Genomic DNA, 17,040 nt, shown 5'->3' on the forward strand with positions numbered 1-17,040 from the left:
ACGAATCCAAGACGAATCATAGAAAGAAAGAAGAATATGAACAGACAAGAAGAATTTGAACAGGCGGTTACCAAAGTACTTGAACTGATCGGAGAAGATCCGCAGAGAGAGGGGTTGATCAAGACTCCTTCACGTGTCGCAAAGGCCTTTGACTTTCTCACAGAGGGGTACCGCCAGGATCCTAAAGAGATACTCTCTCAAGCGCTTTTCACTACAAGTAACGATGAGATGGTACTTGTACGCGATATCGAGTTCTACTCGATGTGTGAGCACCATATACTTCCCATCATCGGACGTGCACATGTAGCCTATATTCCCGATGGAAAAGTCGTGGGGCTCTCAAAGATACCCCGTATCGTGAATGTCTTTGCCAGACGTCTCCAGATACAGGAACAGATGACGGAACAGATCGCCGATGCGATCAGCGATACGATCAATCCGAAAGGTGTAGCTGTCGTACTCCATGCCAGACATATGTGTATGGAGATGAGAGGCGTGGAGAAGATCAACTCGACGACTGTCTCTTCGGCACTTAGAGGCCTCTTCAAAAGTGATGAGCGTACCAGAAACGAATTTTACAACCTGATCAACACACCTACCCCATCAAATTTCTGATAAACGATTTACGCAGCTGCACCGCTTCAGATGAAGCGTAGTGCGGCTGCAGCATTTAGTCACTTTTTTACCTTCTTCCTATTCTGATGCGTTCAAATCTTCACACTCTCTGAAACATGATATAGATTTACTTTATATTAAGCGAAACTAATCATCTTCGGAGTATAATTGTCTCCTTTATGATTCAATTTTATGTTACTTTAAGAAAAAGTGCGTATTATTCAGGAAATCAATTAGGACAATTTTAGTCCGAATTAAAATTGAATATCGTTTTCAAGAGAACAAGCATTTAAAAAGGCTCTTGAATACGGAGGAGAAAACTATGAGAGTCTACCTAGACAACAATGCAACAACCATCGTTGATCCGCATGTATTTGCCGAGATGGAACCATACTTTGTACAGAGATATGGAAACCCGAACTCCCTTCACGCATTTGCCAGTGAAACACACCCTGCTCTCAAGGATGCGATGGAGAAGATCTATGCAGGTATCCATGCACCGAAAGAGGACAGTGTTGTGATCACTTCATGTGCAACAGAGAGCAACAACTGGGTACTTAAAAGTATCTATTTTGAGTATATCCTTACAGGAAGAAAAAACCATATCATTGTCTCTGAAGTAGAACACCCTTCAGTGATCGCAACTGCTAAGTTCATCGAGAGTATGGGATGCAAGGTAACCTACCTGCCGATCAACCATGAAGGTCTTATCGATCCGCAGAGTGTAAGAGACAACATTACCGATAAGACAGCATTGGTATCTATCATGTGGGCGAACAATGAAACAGGTGCGATCTTCCCGGTTCAGGAGATCGGTGAGATCTGTGCAGAGTATAACGTGCCTTTCCACACGGATGCGGTACAGGCGATCGGTAAAACACCTGTAGATGTACAGAGTTTCAATGTTGACTACCTCACCTTCTCCGCACATAAATTCCATGGACCGAAGGGTGTCGGTGCACTCTATATGAAAAAAGGGAGAGAACTTTCCCCGCTTCTTCACGGCGGTTCACAAATGGGCGGATACCGTTCAGGTACACTCAATGTAGCAGGTATCGTCGGTATGGGTAAAGCGATGGAGCAGGCGATCGATGCACTTGACTTTGAGATGAGTGATGTAAGAGAGATGAGAGATGCATTTGAGGATGAACTTCTCAAGATAGCTGATACCTTCGTCGTCACGCCGAGAGAAAAGAGAACACCAAATACGATCCTTATCTCATTTAGAGGGATCGAAGGCGAGTCCATGCTTTGGGATCTTAACCGTGCCGGGATCGGTGCAAGTACAGGAAGTGCCTGTGCAAGTGAAGACCTGGAATCAAACCCGGTAATGGAAGCGATCGGAGCAGAAGCAGACCTGGCTCATACAGCAGTAAGATTTTCACTGAGCAGATATACCACACAGGAAGAGCTTGACTATACGCTGAATGTAGTGCAGAAAGCAGTTGAGAGACTCAGAGGTATCTCAAGTTCATATGCGTATGCGCCGGAAGGTCATGAAAGCGGCCTTGATGCACACCACTAAGAGCATAAATAGAGTATAAAGAATTAATAAAGGATAGATCATGGGTATGGATAGTTTGATAGGCGGTACCATCTGGGATGAGTACAGCCAAAAAGTAACTGATTTGATGAATAACCCGCAAAATATGGGTGAGATCACCAAAGAACAGGCTGAAGAGATGGGTGCAGAGCTTATCGTAGCCGACTTTGGTGCAGAGAGCTGTGGTGATGCAGTACGTCTCTACTGGGCAGTTGACCCGAAAACAGATGTCATTCTTGAATCCAAGTTCAAAAGCTTCGGATGTGGTACGGCGATTGCAAGTTCAGATACGATGGCGGAACTCTGTAAAGGGAAGACCGTAGATGAAGCGGTAAAGATCACGAACATTGATGTAGAAAAAGCGATGCGTGACACGCCTGATGTACCTGCGGTTCCACCTCAAAAGATGCACTGTTCGGTCATGGCATATGACGTGATCAAGAAAGCTGCGGCACAGTACAAAGGTGTGGATATCGACAGTTTTGAAGAAGAGATCATCGTATGTGAATGTGCACGTGTGAGTCTCTCGACACTCAAAGAGGTGATCAGACTCAACAATCTTACAACGATCGAAGAGATCACAGACTACACCAAAGCCGGTGCATTCTGTAAATCATGTATCAAGCCTGGCGGACATGAAGAGAAAGATATCTATCTTGTTGACCTTCTTGCCGAGTACGAAAAAGAGAAGATGGCGCAGGCAGCGGCACCTGGTGCAAACGTTGCTTTTGCAGATATGACAGTCGTACAGCGTCTTAAAGCGGTAGAAAAAATAATCGATGAGAATATCCGTCAGATGCTCGTGATGGACGGTGGTGATATGGAGATCCTTGACATCAAGGAGAACGGTGCACACTTTGACATCTATATCAGATACCTGGGTGCATGTAGCGGATGTGCAAGTTCAAGTACCGGTACGCTCTTCGCGATCGAAAACATTCTCAAAGAGAAAGTCGATGAGAATATCAGGGTATTGCCTATCTAAAACGGCATACCTTTCAAGGATGAAGCGTTGGCTTCATCCACACTTCAACCTCTATTTTCCTCTTCTAAACAGTTTGATAATTCCTCTAAATAGTGCAATCACAAGATAAAGTATCGCGGTGAATACCAACGGATGGGCCGCACCGATACCGTATGCCCCGGCATGAGGCAGTGCCATAAGATGCTCTACAGGGTAGCTTGTCCACTCTTTAAAATGCATCCCGATCGCCAGGAACAGGAAAAGACCGATAAAGATAATTAACTCTTTTTTCATATATTTACATCCTTAATCAAGATGCGATATCATACCAGAAGTTCTTTGCAGTAGGTAGAAAATTTTACATTTGTAAAATTTTTTATCCTTTCATTCCCATATCTACACGTAGAATAGATATAATGTAACAAAATATAAGGTCCGAGATATGATAGAGAAACAACAGATACTAGAAAAACTCGAAAAAGTGATCTACCCCGGTTTTACCAAAAGCGTGGTCGATTTCGGTTTTGTCAAAAGCGTAGAGATCACGGAAGAGAGACTCTCTATCCGGCTTGATATCCCCTCTCCGGCCAAAGAGATAGAAGAACAACTCAGGGAAGAGATCATCAAAAGGCTCTCATTTCTCGGAGAGTTTCAGATAGACCTCACGATCACCAAGCCTGCGATGCCCAGAGAGACAAGTTCCAAAGGGAAGAACATCTTGCCGGAGATTCAAAACTTCGTGATGGTCAGCAGCGGAAAAGGCGGGGTTGGGAAATCAACAACTACGGTTAATCTGGCCATTGCACTGGCGCAGCAGGGCAAAAGGGTCGGTCTGCTGGATGCGGACATCTACGGACCCAATATCCCAAGAATGATGGGGATAGAAGCAGAGCAACCCGTTTTTCTCGGCCGCAATATCAAACCCATTATGGCCCATGGTGTGCAGGTGATGTCGATCGGTTCACTGGTAGAGAGAGGCGCTTCGCTGATCTGGAAAGGGGCGATGGTCACCCAAGCCATAGAGCAGATGCTCGAAGATATCCTCTGGAACAAACTGGACATCCTTCTCTTTGATATGCCTCCCGGTACCGGGGATGCACAGCTCGCCCTTGCACAAAACCTTCCGGTCACTGCCGGAGTCTGTGTGACGACGCCGCAGAAAGTGGCACTGGATGACACGATACGCAGTATGGATATGTTTACCCAGCTCCATATCCCGATCGCGGGTATCGTAGAGAACATGAGCGGCTTTATCTGCCCCGACAGCGGCAAAGAGTATGATATCTTCGGAAAAGGTACGACGCAGCCGCTTGCCGATGCCTACCATACGGAGATCCTCGGAGAAATACCGATAGAACCAGCCATCAGAGAGGGGGGAGACAGCGGTCTTCCTATCACGGTACTTGCACCCGAATGTGAAACATCCAAACGCTATCAGCAGATAGCCTCTAAGCTCTGGGAAAAAGTATTGGAGATCAATGAGGAGGGTGGTGTCAGCAACGAAGAGATACAGCCTACTATCTTTTAGCCTGCTTAGCACAGATACCGTCTCATCATTTGAGAGTAAGAAACGATACACCCCCTGCTCTTTCACTGAGTCACAGACCTTCGGTCTGAACCCAGGTATATCTTCAGAGCGTATATCTATAGAAATCTAAATAACAATTTTGTACATATATTATAAAGATGGGAAATCCAGGATGCTTAGTGTACCTCCTCTTCGTCAAGATTGAATAGTTTCGTTCCGACATAATACATCAGAAGACAGAGTCCAAGACCCCCCAAACTGATCATGATCTCCGCTGCTGAAGGAACATAGTGGATCCAGTCAGGCGCAAGCTGATACTCGGTTTTTTTCAGCATCTGTAACGGTTTGAGCTGCGTATCATGCACCAGGTTGTAGCGCATGAAGAATACACCCACCATACCGCTTAGAGAAGCCCAGAACAATACAACGGGATTTTTACCCATATTTCTCAGGATCAACACAAGCGGGATCAGCATGACCAAAACCACTTCTGCCCAGAATGTCCATGAACCCAGGATATGGATCGCCACCTCTGCACGGTTCGGCATACCGCCATAGATATCCGTCAGAAACTTCCATGTCACAAAGAAGATCAAAATAGAGACCAGAAGTGCCTGGATCTTTGCCAGTCCCGCCAAAGCCTTTTTCGCTTTTTCAGGGAAGTTCAGTCTATATCTGAACCCCAGCATAATAAAGGTGATGAAAACACCTGTAATAAACGCCGTCAAGATAAAGTAGGTAGGATAGAAGACACCGTTAGAGATCGTTCTTGCATTCAAAAATCCAAAAACCCCTCCAAGATTCGAGTGTGCTGCAAGTCCTACCAAAAGCCCTGTCAGACCGAAGATCTTTGCTCTTCTCATATCGTGGTGAAGCAGGAAGTAGAACTCAATGATCATAAAGGTCAGGTAGAGCCCATAGAGGGTACCCATCCACCAGATCGCAGAGGTCAGACCGGGTGATACGACATTGTAAATCAACATGGTGACAGGGTGCCCGATCTCAAATGCGATCACGGCAAACCCTGCAAGGATCGTCACAATCGAACCGAAAATGGCACGTTTGCTCACCATCATATAATCCTTGAAACCGAACACATCACCAAGAGAACCAATGATACATAACCCTGTTGAACTTACAACAAAGAAGATATAGACCGCGATAAGAAGTCCCCACGGATGCTCTCTTGTCACATTATAGGCATGGTGACCATGCATAAGATAGGTTGCTACACCCACAACAAACATGGCTAAAAATGCCAAAATGATGAGTGCTAACAGTATGTTGGCAGGTGTTTTTTCAAAATTTAATAGTGATTTGATTGAAAAATCTTCTCTAATCGGAATCAATTTACTTATATTCATCTGGGACTCCTTATGTCAAATAAAACAGTTTCGGTTTTGTACCGAGGTGTGATTTTAAACTGTAGTGTTCACGCGTTCTTAAGAGTTCGCTGATTTCACTGTTTGGATCATCCAGGTCGCCGAACGTTCTTACTTTTGTCGGACAGGTGTTTTGGCAGGCTGTTGTTGTTTCACCTCTTGCCAGTCTGGTATCTGAACAGAAGTTACACTTGTCTACCGTCATTGTTCTGTCATCCACATACCGTGCATCATACGGACATGCATTCATACAGTAGCTGCAGAGGATACACTTATCCGGATCTACACGTACTACGCCGTTTTCATCATAGTAGGTTGCATGGGTCGGGCACACCTCTTCACAGGGTGCCTCTTCACAGTGTTGACATTGACTCGGTTCAAATGAACCCGATACGATATCCAGCAAAGGATATTCACCCTTGACCTCACCGGTACCTACCCATATACGATGCTTATCTGCCCCCATGAGGATCCCGTTCTCCTCTTTACAGGCTACTTCACACGCTTTACAGTTGATACAGTTTTTATAATCTAAAGCCATTCCATATCTTGCCATGACTATACCTTTCTTATCTCTACATTTGTTTCATGCATCGCTGCAGCACCGTAAACGGGCTCCAGTACATCTTCTATGATCGCATTGTCATTTCCGCCGTTTTTATAGGCCCAGGTCAATGCATCACTCTCCTCACCGAAACCGTGGATGAAAAAGACTTGATTCGGTGCGATCTTCTCTGTAGGATATGCCCGGATGATCGTTGCACCTACGCTGCTTTTTACTTCAAGTTTGTCTCCAAACGCGATCCCCTGCTCTTGGGCTACACGTTTGTTGATCCAGATATAGTTTTCCGGCATCAAATCTCTTAAGACGATATTGTTGGAGGTTCCGCTTTGGGTATATTGTGCATGACGCCCTGTCATCAGTCTGAACTTGCCTTTCGGTACGGAGAAGGTGTACTCATCTCTCCAGGTCGGCATCGCATCGACTCCCTTCTTTGCCAAGTTCGTCAAATTACACTCTATTTTTCCTGTCGGTGTCTTAGGTCTCCCCTCTCCAACACTGTAAAATTTCTCTTTTTCAGGGTAGTACTGACGTTCATTGACTGAGAGTTTTTTATAGTACTGCTTCATGTTAGGATAGAAGACGCCATATCTTTTCAATGCTTCAGCCGCGCCTTCATACGCTTTTACTGCATCTGCATTCAGCTCTTCCTGATCATGATGATACATTCTGGTCATATCGAACTCTTCTCTATAGTACTCCTCTTCATCCTCCTCTGCGAGTGCATCCTGCACCTCTTCATCATACTTTTTCGTAATCTCGAAGAGAGGTCTGGAGAGTTGTGCCGTCAGTCCCCTGAGTATCTCATTGACTGGCTTTGATTCGAACATAGGCTCTACCACTTTGTTACGCTGGGCGATAGAAGGCTCTACACCTCCGAACGTTTTCACCGGGTCTGTTCTCTCAAGATAGGTACACTCAGGCAGTACGACATCCGCATACATGACCGTATCACTCGGCATCGTATCGATACAGACTACAAGCTCCATCTTTTTCAGCATCTCGGCTGTTTTTGCCGTGTTAGGCATATTTTGCATCGGGTTGTGTTTGTAGCAGAACATTCCCCGTACATTGTAAGGCATGTCGCCTTCCAAGAAGCGGTTTCTCCACCCTAGCCATGAACCTCCGCCGCTTACCACGGCACAATCATCATACCCTGCTTCGGTCTTGACAACCCCTCTTCCTTCCGCTTTGTCGTACATCGGCATCAGTGATTCATGCCCTTCGATCTCGATCTTCTCACCGAATACCAGTCCGCCTTTTGTATCGATTCCCCCACTCAGTGCCTGGAAGATCGCCATCGCACGTCTAAGCTGGAAATCGTTTTTGGCAAACGTACTTCTTCTTCCCGGATAGTAGACAGCTTTAGGGGCATGTGCCATGAACTCTCTGGCGATCTGATAGATCTCTTTTGCTTTGATATTTGTGATAGGTTCTGCCCATTCAGGGGTATAGTTACTGGAGAGGATATGTGACTTGTATGTCTCAAAATCGTTAAAGTGATTTGTCACATAGGCTTTATCATAGAGTTCCTCATTCAGAACCACATAGGTGAGTGCCAATACAAATGCAAGGTCCGTCCCCGGGTTGATCGCAAGCCATTTATCCGATTTTGCCGCAGTATTGGTAAATCTTGGATCGATACAGATCAGTTTGGCTCCTCTTCCTTTGGTCCGCTTGAAGACATCCATCGTATCAGGTGTTACGATCGCTTCCGCCCGGTTCGCGCCGGCCATGACGATATACTCGGCATTCTCAAGGTCAGCCTGCGGGTATGCTCCTAGTGTCACACCGTAAGCCGATGCCACCGTTTGCAGACAGATGGACGAGTGATTCAGCCAGTTTGCCGAACCGAAGGCTTGATAGAAGGTTTTGAAGGTATGTTCCGCCATTCCCTCTCCGGCACAAAACAGGAATGAAGAACGGTTGTCCTCCTCTTCATCCAGTATTTTTGTGGTCTTTTCGGTGATATATTTAAAGGCTTCATCCCAGGTCACTCTTTTAAATTTACCCTCGCCCTTTTCGCCTGTTCGGATCATAGGATATTTCAAACGGTCGGGATCATAAAGCGCCTGGATCCCTGCATTTCCTCTTGGACATAGCATATTTTTTGATTTTGGGAACATTGGATTTGGATCAAGTTTTGTGACAATACCGTCTTCTACTCTGGCAATTGCCGCACACTTATTCACACACATTTCACAGAGCGTCGGCACGAGTTTTACCTCTTTTGCTGCTCCTGTTTTTGTCGTAATGCTTAACTCTTTTTCAGGGCTGCCACTGCTTGCCAACAGATTCGTTGTACTGATTGCAGATCCTCCAGCCACACTTAGTGCCACTGTTCCCTGTAGAAATTTTCTTCGTGAGAGTTCTACTTGCATTCACATGTCTCCTTTCATACAATATAAACTTTATAATAAGGAGTAATCGACTCCTATTATAAGAAGATATTATATTCTATAGAAGTATTTCTTATAATTTTCTTTTTTGGGGGAAATTTAATAAAAATATATAATCTAGGTAATAAATATTATTGATATTGACTATTTTTTTATCACTCTTTCGGCTCTAATTATGAAAGATTATATTCATATCATCCAGGTTTCCCCTATCGATATCTTTATGACAGGCAATACAGTTCGATTTGTCTTTTATCTCTTTTTGTTTAAAGACTGATCTCGGGATATCCTGATGTGTCTCCCTCCAGTAGGGTGTTTTTGTGACCGCTTTTGGATACCACTTCTCCAGTGAGTCCATTACCTTTACTGCCGCCTCCCTCTTACTGGACTCCGCAGCATTCTCCTCTAAAAATGCCAAAATGGAAGCCTGCTGTGCCTTTGTAATATTCGCTTCGGTGATCTCTTCACCGAAATGGTTGCCCAATCCCTTCATCACCCGTTTCCAGGATTTTTCAGGCAGAAGATAGGGAGGATAGATCTTATGACACTCTCCGCATTTTTCATAAAATACAGGGTGTACCTGTTCATAATCAATATCGGTATATTTTTGCAGTGTTAAAAAATTATAATTACTGCTGATGATAAAAAAGTAGGTCGCAATAGCCATAAAGATCATCATATAGGCAAAAAAACTCAATAGAGATTTCACCTCGGTATCTTCTCCCTCGGTTTTTTTGTACCCGCTCACCATAGCAAACACCATACCCGTTCGATGCCAAAACTGTTCTACCAGTACACCGGTAATATGTATCACCACCCAGGCAAAAAAGAGATAGGAGGCATACTTATGCACATCTTCCAAAAGATAGATATAGTCGGTATAGTCATCATTCAGAAAACGAAAAACCCCTTTTGCTTCCTGTACACCATACAGCAACAGTCCACTCACTACAATGACCGTACCGACAATGATCGCCCACACGGTATACCAGCTTGAGGCCGGATTATGTCCTGCAGGTATCTTCCTCCAGCGGTTGCGTATCTTTTCTACAAAATACTCTTTAAGCTCTGAGGGTTTCAATTTAAATGTATTGAATGTGGCATATCTCGGACCGATAATTCCCCAGATAATCCTGTATATGATGATAACCAGAAAAATAAATCCCAACGCAACATGATCATGCAGCAGATGTTCATAAAAAGAGGTAATAAAAGCTGTGATAAAAGAGAAAGCCATCATCCAGTGAATAAGTCTCGTACTAATGGGCCAAACAAATACATACCCCGGCTTTTTATTCATCATTACACCTTAATTCATAATCTTATATTATACAAATAATAAGTATATCATATAAAATTATGACTTAAATCTAATAAATTGATCAATAAAAAAGGGAAATAGTCTGTTTTATAGCATGAAAGTTTGAAGAGAGAAGAGAGTCAGTCACACAAAAACTGTTTTTGTGTGACTGAAATATAAAGAAATGTGATAGAGAAAAGTGTTATTCAGCTGCCGGTGCTTCTGTCTCTGCAGGTGCTGCTTCTGTTACAGTAGCGTTCTCTTCTGCAGGCGTTTCTTCTGCCGCCGCTTCCGCTACCGGTGTCTCTACCGGAGCTTCTGTTTCAACTGCTGCTGGAGCCTCTTCTGCTTCCGGCTCCGCCATTTTGTAGAAACTTTTCTCGATATATTCAGCCATAGCTGTAGGATCATAATCAAATCCTTTCTCAGTAAGCTTCTTCATGTTATGTGCCATGATCTCATGTTGGGTTCCGGAAGACTGGTTTGTCCCTTCGTTCTTCACATCATAAAGATCAAGCTCTAACTCTCCTGCCTGTCTATCGTTAAGTGCAGGTCCTTTTTTTGCCGGGTTACCTTCAGCATTCTTACCATGACACTTGATACAAGACTCTGCATATACTTCAGCCGGTGTTTTACTATACGTTTTTGCTTCAGATGAACTCTCTGGAGCATTACCGCATCCATTCATCCCAAGCATTGCAATGGTTGATACTACGATTAAACTTGTTTTTTTCATTAATATACTCCTTATCTCTTTAACTTATGCTCTACCTGAAAGCATGCCGTATTGCGTCATCGGTTTAAGTGCATAGACTTTAAGCAACCACCAGATCCATCTCTCTTGTGTCGGATCAAGCGGGAATGAAGGTGTCGGTTTTTTAGACCAGTCAAACTCTGCAAGCATGACTGTACCGAGACTTGTAATAAGAGGACAAACCGTATATCCGCCATATTTTGCTGTCGGCTCTTTCCCTTCCATCACTGAGATAAGGTTATCAACCACTACTTTATACTGCTTTCTAGCTGATCCGCCTGTTTTACCCATCGGTACTGCAGCGATATCACCCAGTGCAAATACATTAGGGTATTTTACGTGTTGAAGTGTCTCTTGGTTAACAGGTACCCACCCTTTAGATGAACCTACCGGTGAGTTTGCGATCTCCTCTGCAGCAACCTGAGGAGGTGTAATATGCATAAAGTCATAAGGTACTTCTACCTTTTTACTTCTTGGTACGATGGTGTACTCTTCAAGATCCTCATCCCACTCACCTTTCTCTTGCCAATGTCTGTCAAATGTAGCGATCTTTTTCTCCGGATCAACAGCAACAAGGTTATGTCTGTAGTTCCATTTCATATCTCTCGCTTCAAACTGGTTGACGATCGCATCATGGTACTCTTTGACACCGAACATTTTACTACCGTTCGGATAGAAAGTCAGTTCTGCATTCTCTCTTGCCCCTGCTTCACGAAGTCTCGCATCTGTAAGATACATGATCTTTTTAGGTGCACCACCACATTTGATCGCTGTGTTAGGGTGAGTAAATACACCTTTTACTTTTTTACCGCTCTTCGCTTCCGCGATAAACTTTTGCATCTCTTTCCATGTATCTTCCGAGCCCTGTTGGAAATAGATCGATGCCAAACCGTTTTTACCGATGATTTTGCTTACAGCTGAGTGATCACCTGTTGATGTGATTGATTCAGTGATACCGAGCCCTTCGATTTTGGAAAAATCAAGTTTAAGTCCTGCTGCAATGATCATATAGTCGTATTTGATCGTCTTACCGCCGCTTGTTTTTACCGTGTTGTTATCCGGATCAAATTCAACGGCTTTCTCTTTGATCAGTGTTACACCGTTTGGCAAGTAGTCATCTCTTTTATAGACCACTTCATCTTTTGCCCAAACACCACCACCTACGAGTGTTTGACCAGGCTGGTATGATGTAGAGAGATCATTCGGCTCTAACACCGTGATATCCGGATTGCTCAGTGTATTCGTCAATCTGGCAGCAGTAGACATACCTGCAAGTCCACCACCTACGATAAGGATCTTACCTTTTGCATTGGAGCTCCCTCCTGTACAACCGGTTGTACCTGTTGCCATAAGTGCCGCTGCACCACCTGTTCCAAAGAGTTTTAGTGCATCCCTACGCGAGATCCCCTCTCCTTTGAAATGTGCATCAATGAGCTCCATTCCCTCTTTCATCATTTTCTTATCCAAGATTATCTCCTTCTTACATATATGTACAATTCTTTATTTTACTACAAAAAAGTATAAATTAATATTAATAAAATAATAAAAAAATTTGTATATACTTAACTATAATTTTCTATAATTTAACAATATTATCAATATATAATTGCAGGCTTTTTCTTCCGTTGAAATGGTTTTCATTCACCCTATAGGTAATATCTGCAAAGCTGTCTGACTCAAACTGCTCGGTAGTTTTAAACTTCACCCCTTTAAGAAGGCAACCGTCCTTTTCGAAAGTAAACCTGAGGTGATTGTTATCCTTGCCCATCGTAGCAGCTTCCACTATACGTACATTTTGGGTAATAAACTTCGGTCTGGTATTCCCTTCCCCAAAGGGTTCATACTTTTTGATCATTGTCGTCAGATCAAAACTGATCGATCCAAAATCCAGGATACCGACAATCTCAGGATCTATCGTAAGCGGTCTGTATGCTTTACGCTGATACTCTTCCTGCAACCTCTCTTTGAAAGCTTCAAGATTCTCCTCTCTTAAAGATAAACCGACCGCCGCCTTATGACCGCCGAACTTATCCAGGTATCCCCTACATGCATCAGTGAGCTCAAAAAGATCGCAGCTGTCCACACTTCTTCCGCTTCCTTTCAATATCCCGTTACCATTATGCGAAAGCACGATCGTCGGTTTTTTATGCACTCTGGCAACTCTTGCGGCAACGATCCCTACAACGCCTTCGTGCCACTCCTCACCCCAGACAACGATCACCTTATCTTCCGGATTTACCTGGCTGAGTGCTTCATTGGTGATCTGCTCTTCTGTCTCTTTTCTCAGGGTATTAAAGCCCTGAAGCCTTTCAAACCTTACTCTGGCATCATAGATGTTCTTTGAAGAGAGGAACTCCACTGCATGCAGCGCATCTTCCATCCGCCCTGCACTGTTAAGCAACGGTGCAAGAAAAAATGCGATATCTTCACTGCTGCACTCACTCTTCTGACTCTGCTCCAGGAAAGCTCTGATCGCAGGATAGCCGCTTTTTGAGAGGGACTTCAGCCCACTGTTCACCATCGCACGGTTGATATGCTGAAGCGGCATGACATCGGCGATGATTGCGATCGCTGCCAACTCCATATAGCTGATCATGTCGATTTTGACATCCAGTGCGTTTTTAAGTGAAGCGATCAGATACCATGCAACCTGTGCTCCACATACTTCGTGATAGGGGAAAGTACACTCATCCTGCTTTTGATTGACAATGGCAAAGGCCTCAGGCAGTATCTCTCCGGGGATATGGTGATCGGTAATGATCAACTCTATCCCCTCTTCTTTACAGAGTTTGGCAGCTTCTACGGCTGAAATACCGTTATCTACCGTGATGGCAAGGTCTGTGCCTAAAATACGCGGGATAATATTACTTGAGAGACCGTACCCGTCTCTAAATCGGTTGGGAATGATCCACTCTACAGGGTACTCAATCTCTTCAAAAAATCGTTTCATCAGTGTGGTAGAGACGACACCATCGACATCATAATCACCGATAATCGTAATCTTTTCACGGTTTTGTATTGCTTCTACAATGCGGGCGGTTGCTCTCTCCATATCTTTAAAAGTTGAGGGGTGAGGAAGGTCTTTGAGGGTTAAGAAACCCTCACTGAAGCGTTCAGTTAAGAGCTTCTCCAAGCTCTCGACTGTAAGTTTAGGGTAAGGAAGCCCCATTAGTGTGATTTATTTTCGATACTGGCTTTGACAAATGCCAAAATTGAAGGATTCGGACTTTGAAGTCTGGAGGTAAATTCCGGGTGGAACTGTACACCAAGGAACCAAGGGTGGTCTTTTACTTCAATCGCATCGATCAGTCCGTGAGATTCACCTGTCACCATCATACCGTGTGATTCAAGCAGATCTCTATATTTCGGATTGGCTTCATAACGGTGTCTGTGTCTCTCGTAGATCACCGTAGCCCCGTCATAGGCTTCTCTAAGATGCGATCCCTCTTTTGTCTCACATTCATACTCACCCAGTCTGAGCGTCCCTCCAAGCGGTGAAGTACTGGTACGTACCTGTTTTGATCCGCTTGCATCGATAAACTCATCGATCAGATAGATCATAGGGTTTTTGGGTTTTTCAGTAAACTCTACGGAGTTCACATCCTCAAGCTCCAGTACATTACGTCCATACTCAATGATGGAGAGCTGCATACCAAGACAGATTCCAAGGAATGGAATCTTCTCTTCTCTAGCATACTGTATCGCTTTGATCTTACCTTCTACACCACGCTCTCCAAATCCGCCTGCAACCAATACACCGTCACACTCTTTGATATATTTTGCTGCACCGTCCTCTTCGACTTTTTCGCTGTCAACCCACTTGATGTTGACTCTGTAGTCAAGATGTGCACCGGCATGGATCAGTGCCTCGGTCAGTGATTTGTAGGATTCTTTGAGATCGAGGTATTTACCGACAAAGGCGATCTTGATCTCATCACTCGGCATAATGATCTTATGTACAAGGTCTGACCACTCATCCATCTTGGGCTGACATGCATTGAGATCAAGCTGTTTACAGATAGGGGTAAGGATGTCCTGATTGAGGAAACCGAGCGGTACCTGGTAGATCGTTGCCGCATCTTCGGCTACGATCACCGAGTCCTCCTCTACATCACAACTGTAAGCAATTTTTTTCTTGATATCGGTTGGTACAGGCTGCTCTGCTCTCAGGATGATCATATGCGGAGAGATACCGATACGTCTAAGTTCCTGAATAGAGTGTTGTGTAGGCTTGGTTTTAAGCTCTCCAGCCACTTTGATATACGGAAGCAGTGTCACGTGGATGTTCATGACCATGGAACGACCCAATTCATGTTTCATCTGACGGATCGTTTCAAGATACGGCAACCCTTCGATATCACCTGTCGTACCACCCAGTTCCACGATGAGGATATCTTTACCCTCACCTGCTCTTAAGATACGCTCTTTGATCTCGTTAACGATATGGGGAACTACCTGGATGGTTTTTCCAAGGTATTTACCTTTTCGTTCATTCTCAATGACTGTTTTATATACCTGACCTGTAGTAAAGTTATTTTTTTGGGTTAATGAGGTATCCAAAAAACGTTCATAGTGACCCAGGTCAAGGTCGGTTTCCGCACCGTCTTTTGTTACAAATACTTCTCCATGCTCAAGTGGAGACATTGTACCCGGGTCGACGTTGATATAAGGGTCGAGTTTAAGTACAGCTACTCTTTGGCCTGTATGTTTAAGCAGTGTTCCAATACTCGCAGCAGTAATACCTTTTCCAAGAGAACTTAGTACACCACCTGTAACAAAAATATATTTTGTTCCGTTTTCACTCATATAAAATAATCCTTTAAAGTTTATACTACGATCGGCATAATGATCGTGAGAAAGTTTTCATCTTTGACAACAAACGGCAAACTCGGTTCATTGAATTGAATGAGAAATTCATTTGAATCAATCTGTGAAATAAAATCCAACAGATATCGACTGTTCAATGAGAGTTCGAACTTATCTGTCAGTCCTGTCTGAAGTTCCAATTCTGTTTTTGCTTCTACGTTATCTGCTGATAGCGAGTTGAAGATAATGGTATCTGAAAGAAATGTCATTTTAATCTCCTGGGAGATTGTCGTGATCATTTTTATCGCTTCTATCATCTCTTTTTTAGGGAGAGTGATCGAGTGTTTTACCGATGACGGGATAATTCTCTCATAATCAGGGAATTTTCCATTGATAAGACGCGTATAGAAGTAGTAGTTATCATTGGTAATGATAAGGTTGGTTTCATCAAAAAAGATATTGATCTGATCTAAAAAGAGTTTTTGTATCTCCATGATCGCTTTTTTAGGCACGATCAGGGAAAGGGCTTCACTGTTAGAACTCTCCATAGATGCGATCGCCAACCGTCTTGTATCGGTACCTACCAGATCGGTCGAGTCATTTTTAATGTTGATCAGTGCACCGTTCAGTTCAAATTTCGGATTATTCGTATCAATGGCCGGAGAGATCTTTTTAAGATTTTTGATCAAGTTAAGGGAATCCAGTGTAATTTGGGGTTTTTCATTGATCGTAGGGAAAGTCGGATAAAGGTCGGGGTCAAAGGTCGGGAGTTTGAACTTGGACTGTTTTTGTTTGATAATCAGGGTATCGTTGAGGAGTTCAAGTGTAATATCATCATCTTTTAATATACGTACGATATCCAATAATTTTTTACCGTGGGCAGTAAACGCACCTTCGTGTTCCACTGTAATATGATCGGTGACGATCTTTAAACCAATTTCTGAATCTGTAGATTTGATCACACATTTGTCGTTTTCGGTTTTGAAAAGGACATGAGAGGTGATTTGGCTCGCATCTTTTTTTTCTAAGAAAGGCTGGAGATTAATGAGTATAGATTCAATAATTTGTTTTTGTGCTTTGATCTTCATTGACTTCCCTTATTTAATTTAATAAATTAGTACTTAATAGTAATACGATTTGAATATGTGAAAAACTCTTTACACAACGCTTTGCCCGAACTTTGACAG

The 17,040-nt window shown here is 43.6% G+C and carries 14 protein-coding genes; 4 read left to right on the forward strand and 10 right to left on the reverse strand.

Annotated elements, in window-relative coordinates; all coding sequences use genetic code 11:
• Nucleotides 1-36: 36 nt before the first annotated feature.
• The 3 genes from folE (at nt 37) to AC4JOV_RS12960 (ending at nt 3,143) form a co-directional block, all read left to right on the forward strand.
• Complete coding sequence (gene folE / locus AC4JOV_RS12950) at nt 37-615, forward strand: GTP cyclohydrolase I FolE (RefSeq protein WP_229937173.1); 579 nt, start codon at nt 37-39, stop codon at nt 613-615.
• 322 nt (nt 616-937) lie between these two features.
• The gene (locus AC4JOV_RS12955; RefSeq protein WP_229937172.1) at nt 938-2,140 is read left to right on the forward strand and encodes a NifS family cysteine desulfurase; all 1,203 of its coding nucleotides are present in this window, start codon (nt 938-940) and stop codon (nt 2,138-2,140) included.
• A gap of 40 nt (nt 2,141-2,180) precedes the next feature.
• Entirely contained in the window at nt 2,181-3,143 is a 963-nt protein-coding gene (locus AC4JOV_RS12960) for an iron-sulfur cluster assembly scaffold protein (RefSeq protein WP_229937171.1), read from the forward strand.
• A 51-nt stretch (nt 3,144-3,194) separates the two neighbouring features.
• Here the strand turns inward: AC4JOV_RS12960 and AC4JOV_RS12965 are convergent, their stop codons facing one another.
• The gene (locus tag AC4JOV_RS12965) at nt 3,195-3,416 is read right to left on the reverse strand and encodes a hypothetical protein (RefSeq protein WP_229937170.1); all 222 of its coding nucleotides are present in this window, start codon (nt 3,414-3,416) and stop codon (nt 3,195-3,197) included.
• A 148-nt stretch (nt 3,417-3,564) separates the two neighbouring features.
• Between AC4JOV_RS12965 and AC4JOV_RS12970 the strand changes: the two genes are divergently transcribed.
• Nucleotides 3,565-4,650 (forward strand): Mrp/NBP35 family ATP-binding protein, encoded by a 1,086-nt coding sequence (locus AC4JOV_RS12970; protein ID WP_229937169.1) that lies wholly within the window; start codon nt 3,565-3,567, stop codon nt 4,648-4,650.
• 176 nt (nt 4,651-4,826) lie between these two features.
• Here the strand turns inward: AC4JOV_RS12970 and nrfD are convergent, their stop codons facing one another.
• The 9 genes from nrfD to dnaN form a co-directional block, all read right to left on the reverse strand.
• Nucleotides 4,827-6,014 carry an NrfD/PsrC family molybdoenzyme membrane anchor subunit gene (gene nrfD, locus AC4JOV_RS12975; protein ID WP_229937168.1) on the reverse strand — a complete coding sequence of 396 codons (1,188 nt, stop codon included), beginning with the start codon at nt 6,012-6,014 and terminating at the stop codon, nt 4,827-4,829.
• Between the two features lie 10 nt (nt 6,015-6,024).
• Complete coding sequence (locus AC4JOV_RS12980; RefSeq protein ID WP_229937167.1) at nt 6,025-6,588, reverse strand: 4Fe-4S dicluster domain-containing protein; 564 nt, start codon at nt 6,586-6,588, stop codon at nt 6,025-6,027.
• Between the two features lie 2 nt (nt 6,589-6,590).
• Nucleotides 6,591-8,975: a molybdopterin-dependent oxidoreductase gene (locus AC4JOV_RS12985; protein WP_229937166.1), complete on the reverse strand. Its 2,385-nt coding sequence runs from the start codon at nt 8,973-8,975 to the stop codon at nt 6,591-6,593.
• Nucleotides 8,976-9,162: 187 nt separating this feature from the next.
• Nucleotides 9,163-10,293: a cytochrome b/b6 domain-containing protein gene (locus AC4JOV_RS12990; protein ID WP_229937165.1), complete on the reverse strand. Its 1,131-nt coding sequence runs from the start codon at nt 10,291-10,293 to the stop codon at nt 9,163-9,165.
• Nucleotides 10,294-10,495: 202 nt separating this feature from the next.
• Nucleotides 10,496-11,029 carry a c-type cytochrome gene (locus AC4JOV_RS12995; protein WP_229937164.1) on the reverse strand — a complete coding sequence of 178 codons (534 nt, stop codon included), beginning with the start codon at nt 11,027-11,029 and terminating at the stop codon, nt 10,496-10,498.
• A 24-nt stretch (nt 11,030-11,053) separates the two neighbouring features.
• Entirely contained in the window at nt 11,054-12,514 is a 1,461-nt protein-coding gene (locus AC4JOV_RS13000) for an NAD(P)/FAD-dependent oxidoreductase (protein WP_229937163.1), read from the reverse strand.
• A gap of 109 nt (nt 12,515-12,623) precedes the next feature.
• The gene (gene recJ, locus AC4JOV_RS13005) at nt 12,624-14,180 is read right to left on the reverse strand and encodes a single-stranded-DNA-specific exonuclease RecJ (protein ID WP_491522162.1); all 1,557 of its coding nucleotides are present in this window, start codon (nt 14,178-14,180) and stop codon (nt 12,624-12,626) included.
• 35 nt (nt 14,181-14,215) lie between these two features.
• A complete protein-coding gene (pyrG, locus tag AC4JOV_RS13010) occupies nt 14,216-15,853 on the reverse strand; it encodes a CTP synthase (RefSeq protein WP_229937161.1) in 1,638 nt (545 codons plus the stop codon).
• Nucleotides 15,854-15,873: 20 nt separating this feature from the next.
• Entirely contained in the window at nt 15,874-16,941 is a 1,068-nt protein-coding gene (dnaN, locus tag AC4JOV_RS13015) for a DNA polymerase III subunit beta (protein WP_229937160.1), read from the reverse strand.
• Nucleotides 16,942-17,040: the final 99 nt, after the last annotated feature.

This window comes from Sulfurovum sp. MH2-6, from assembly GCF_058374785.1.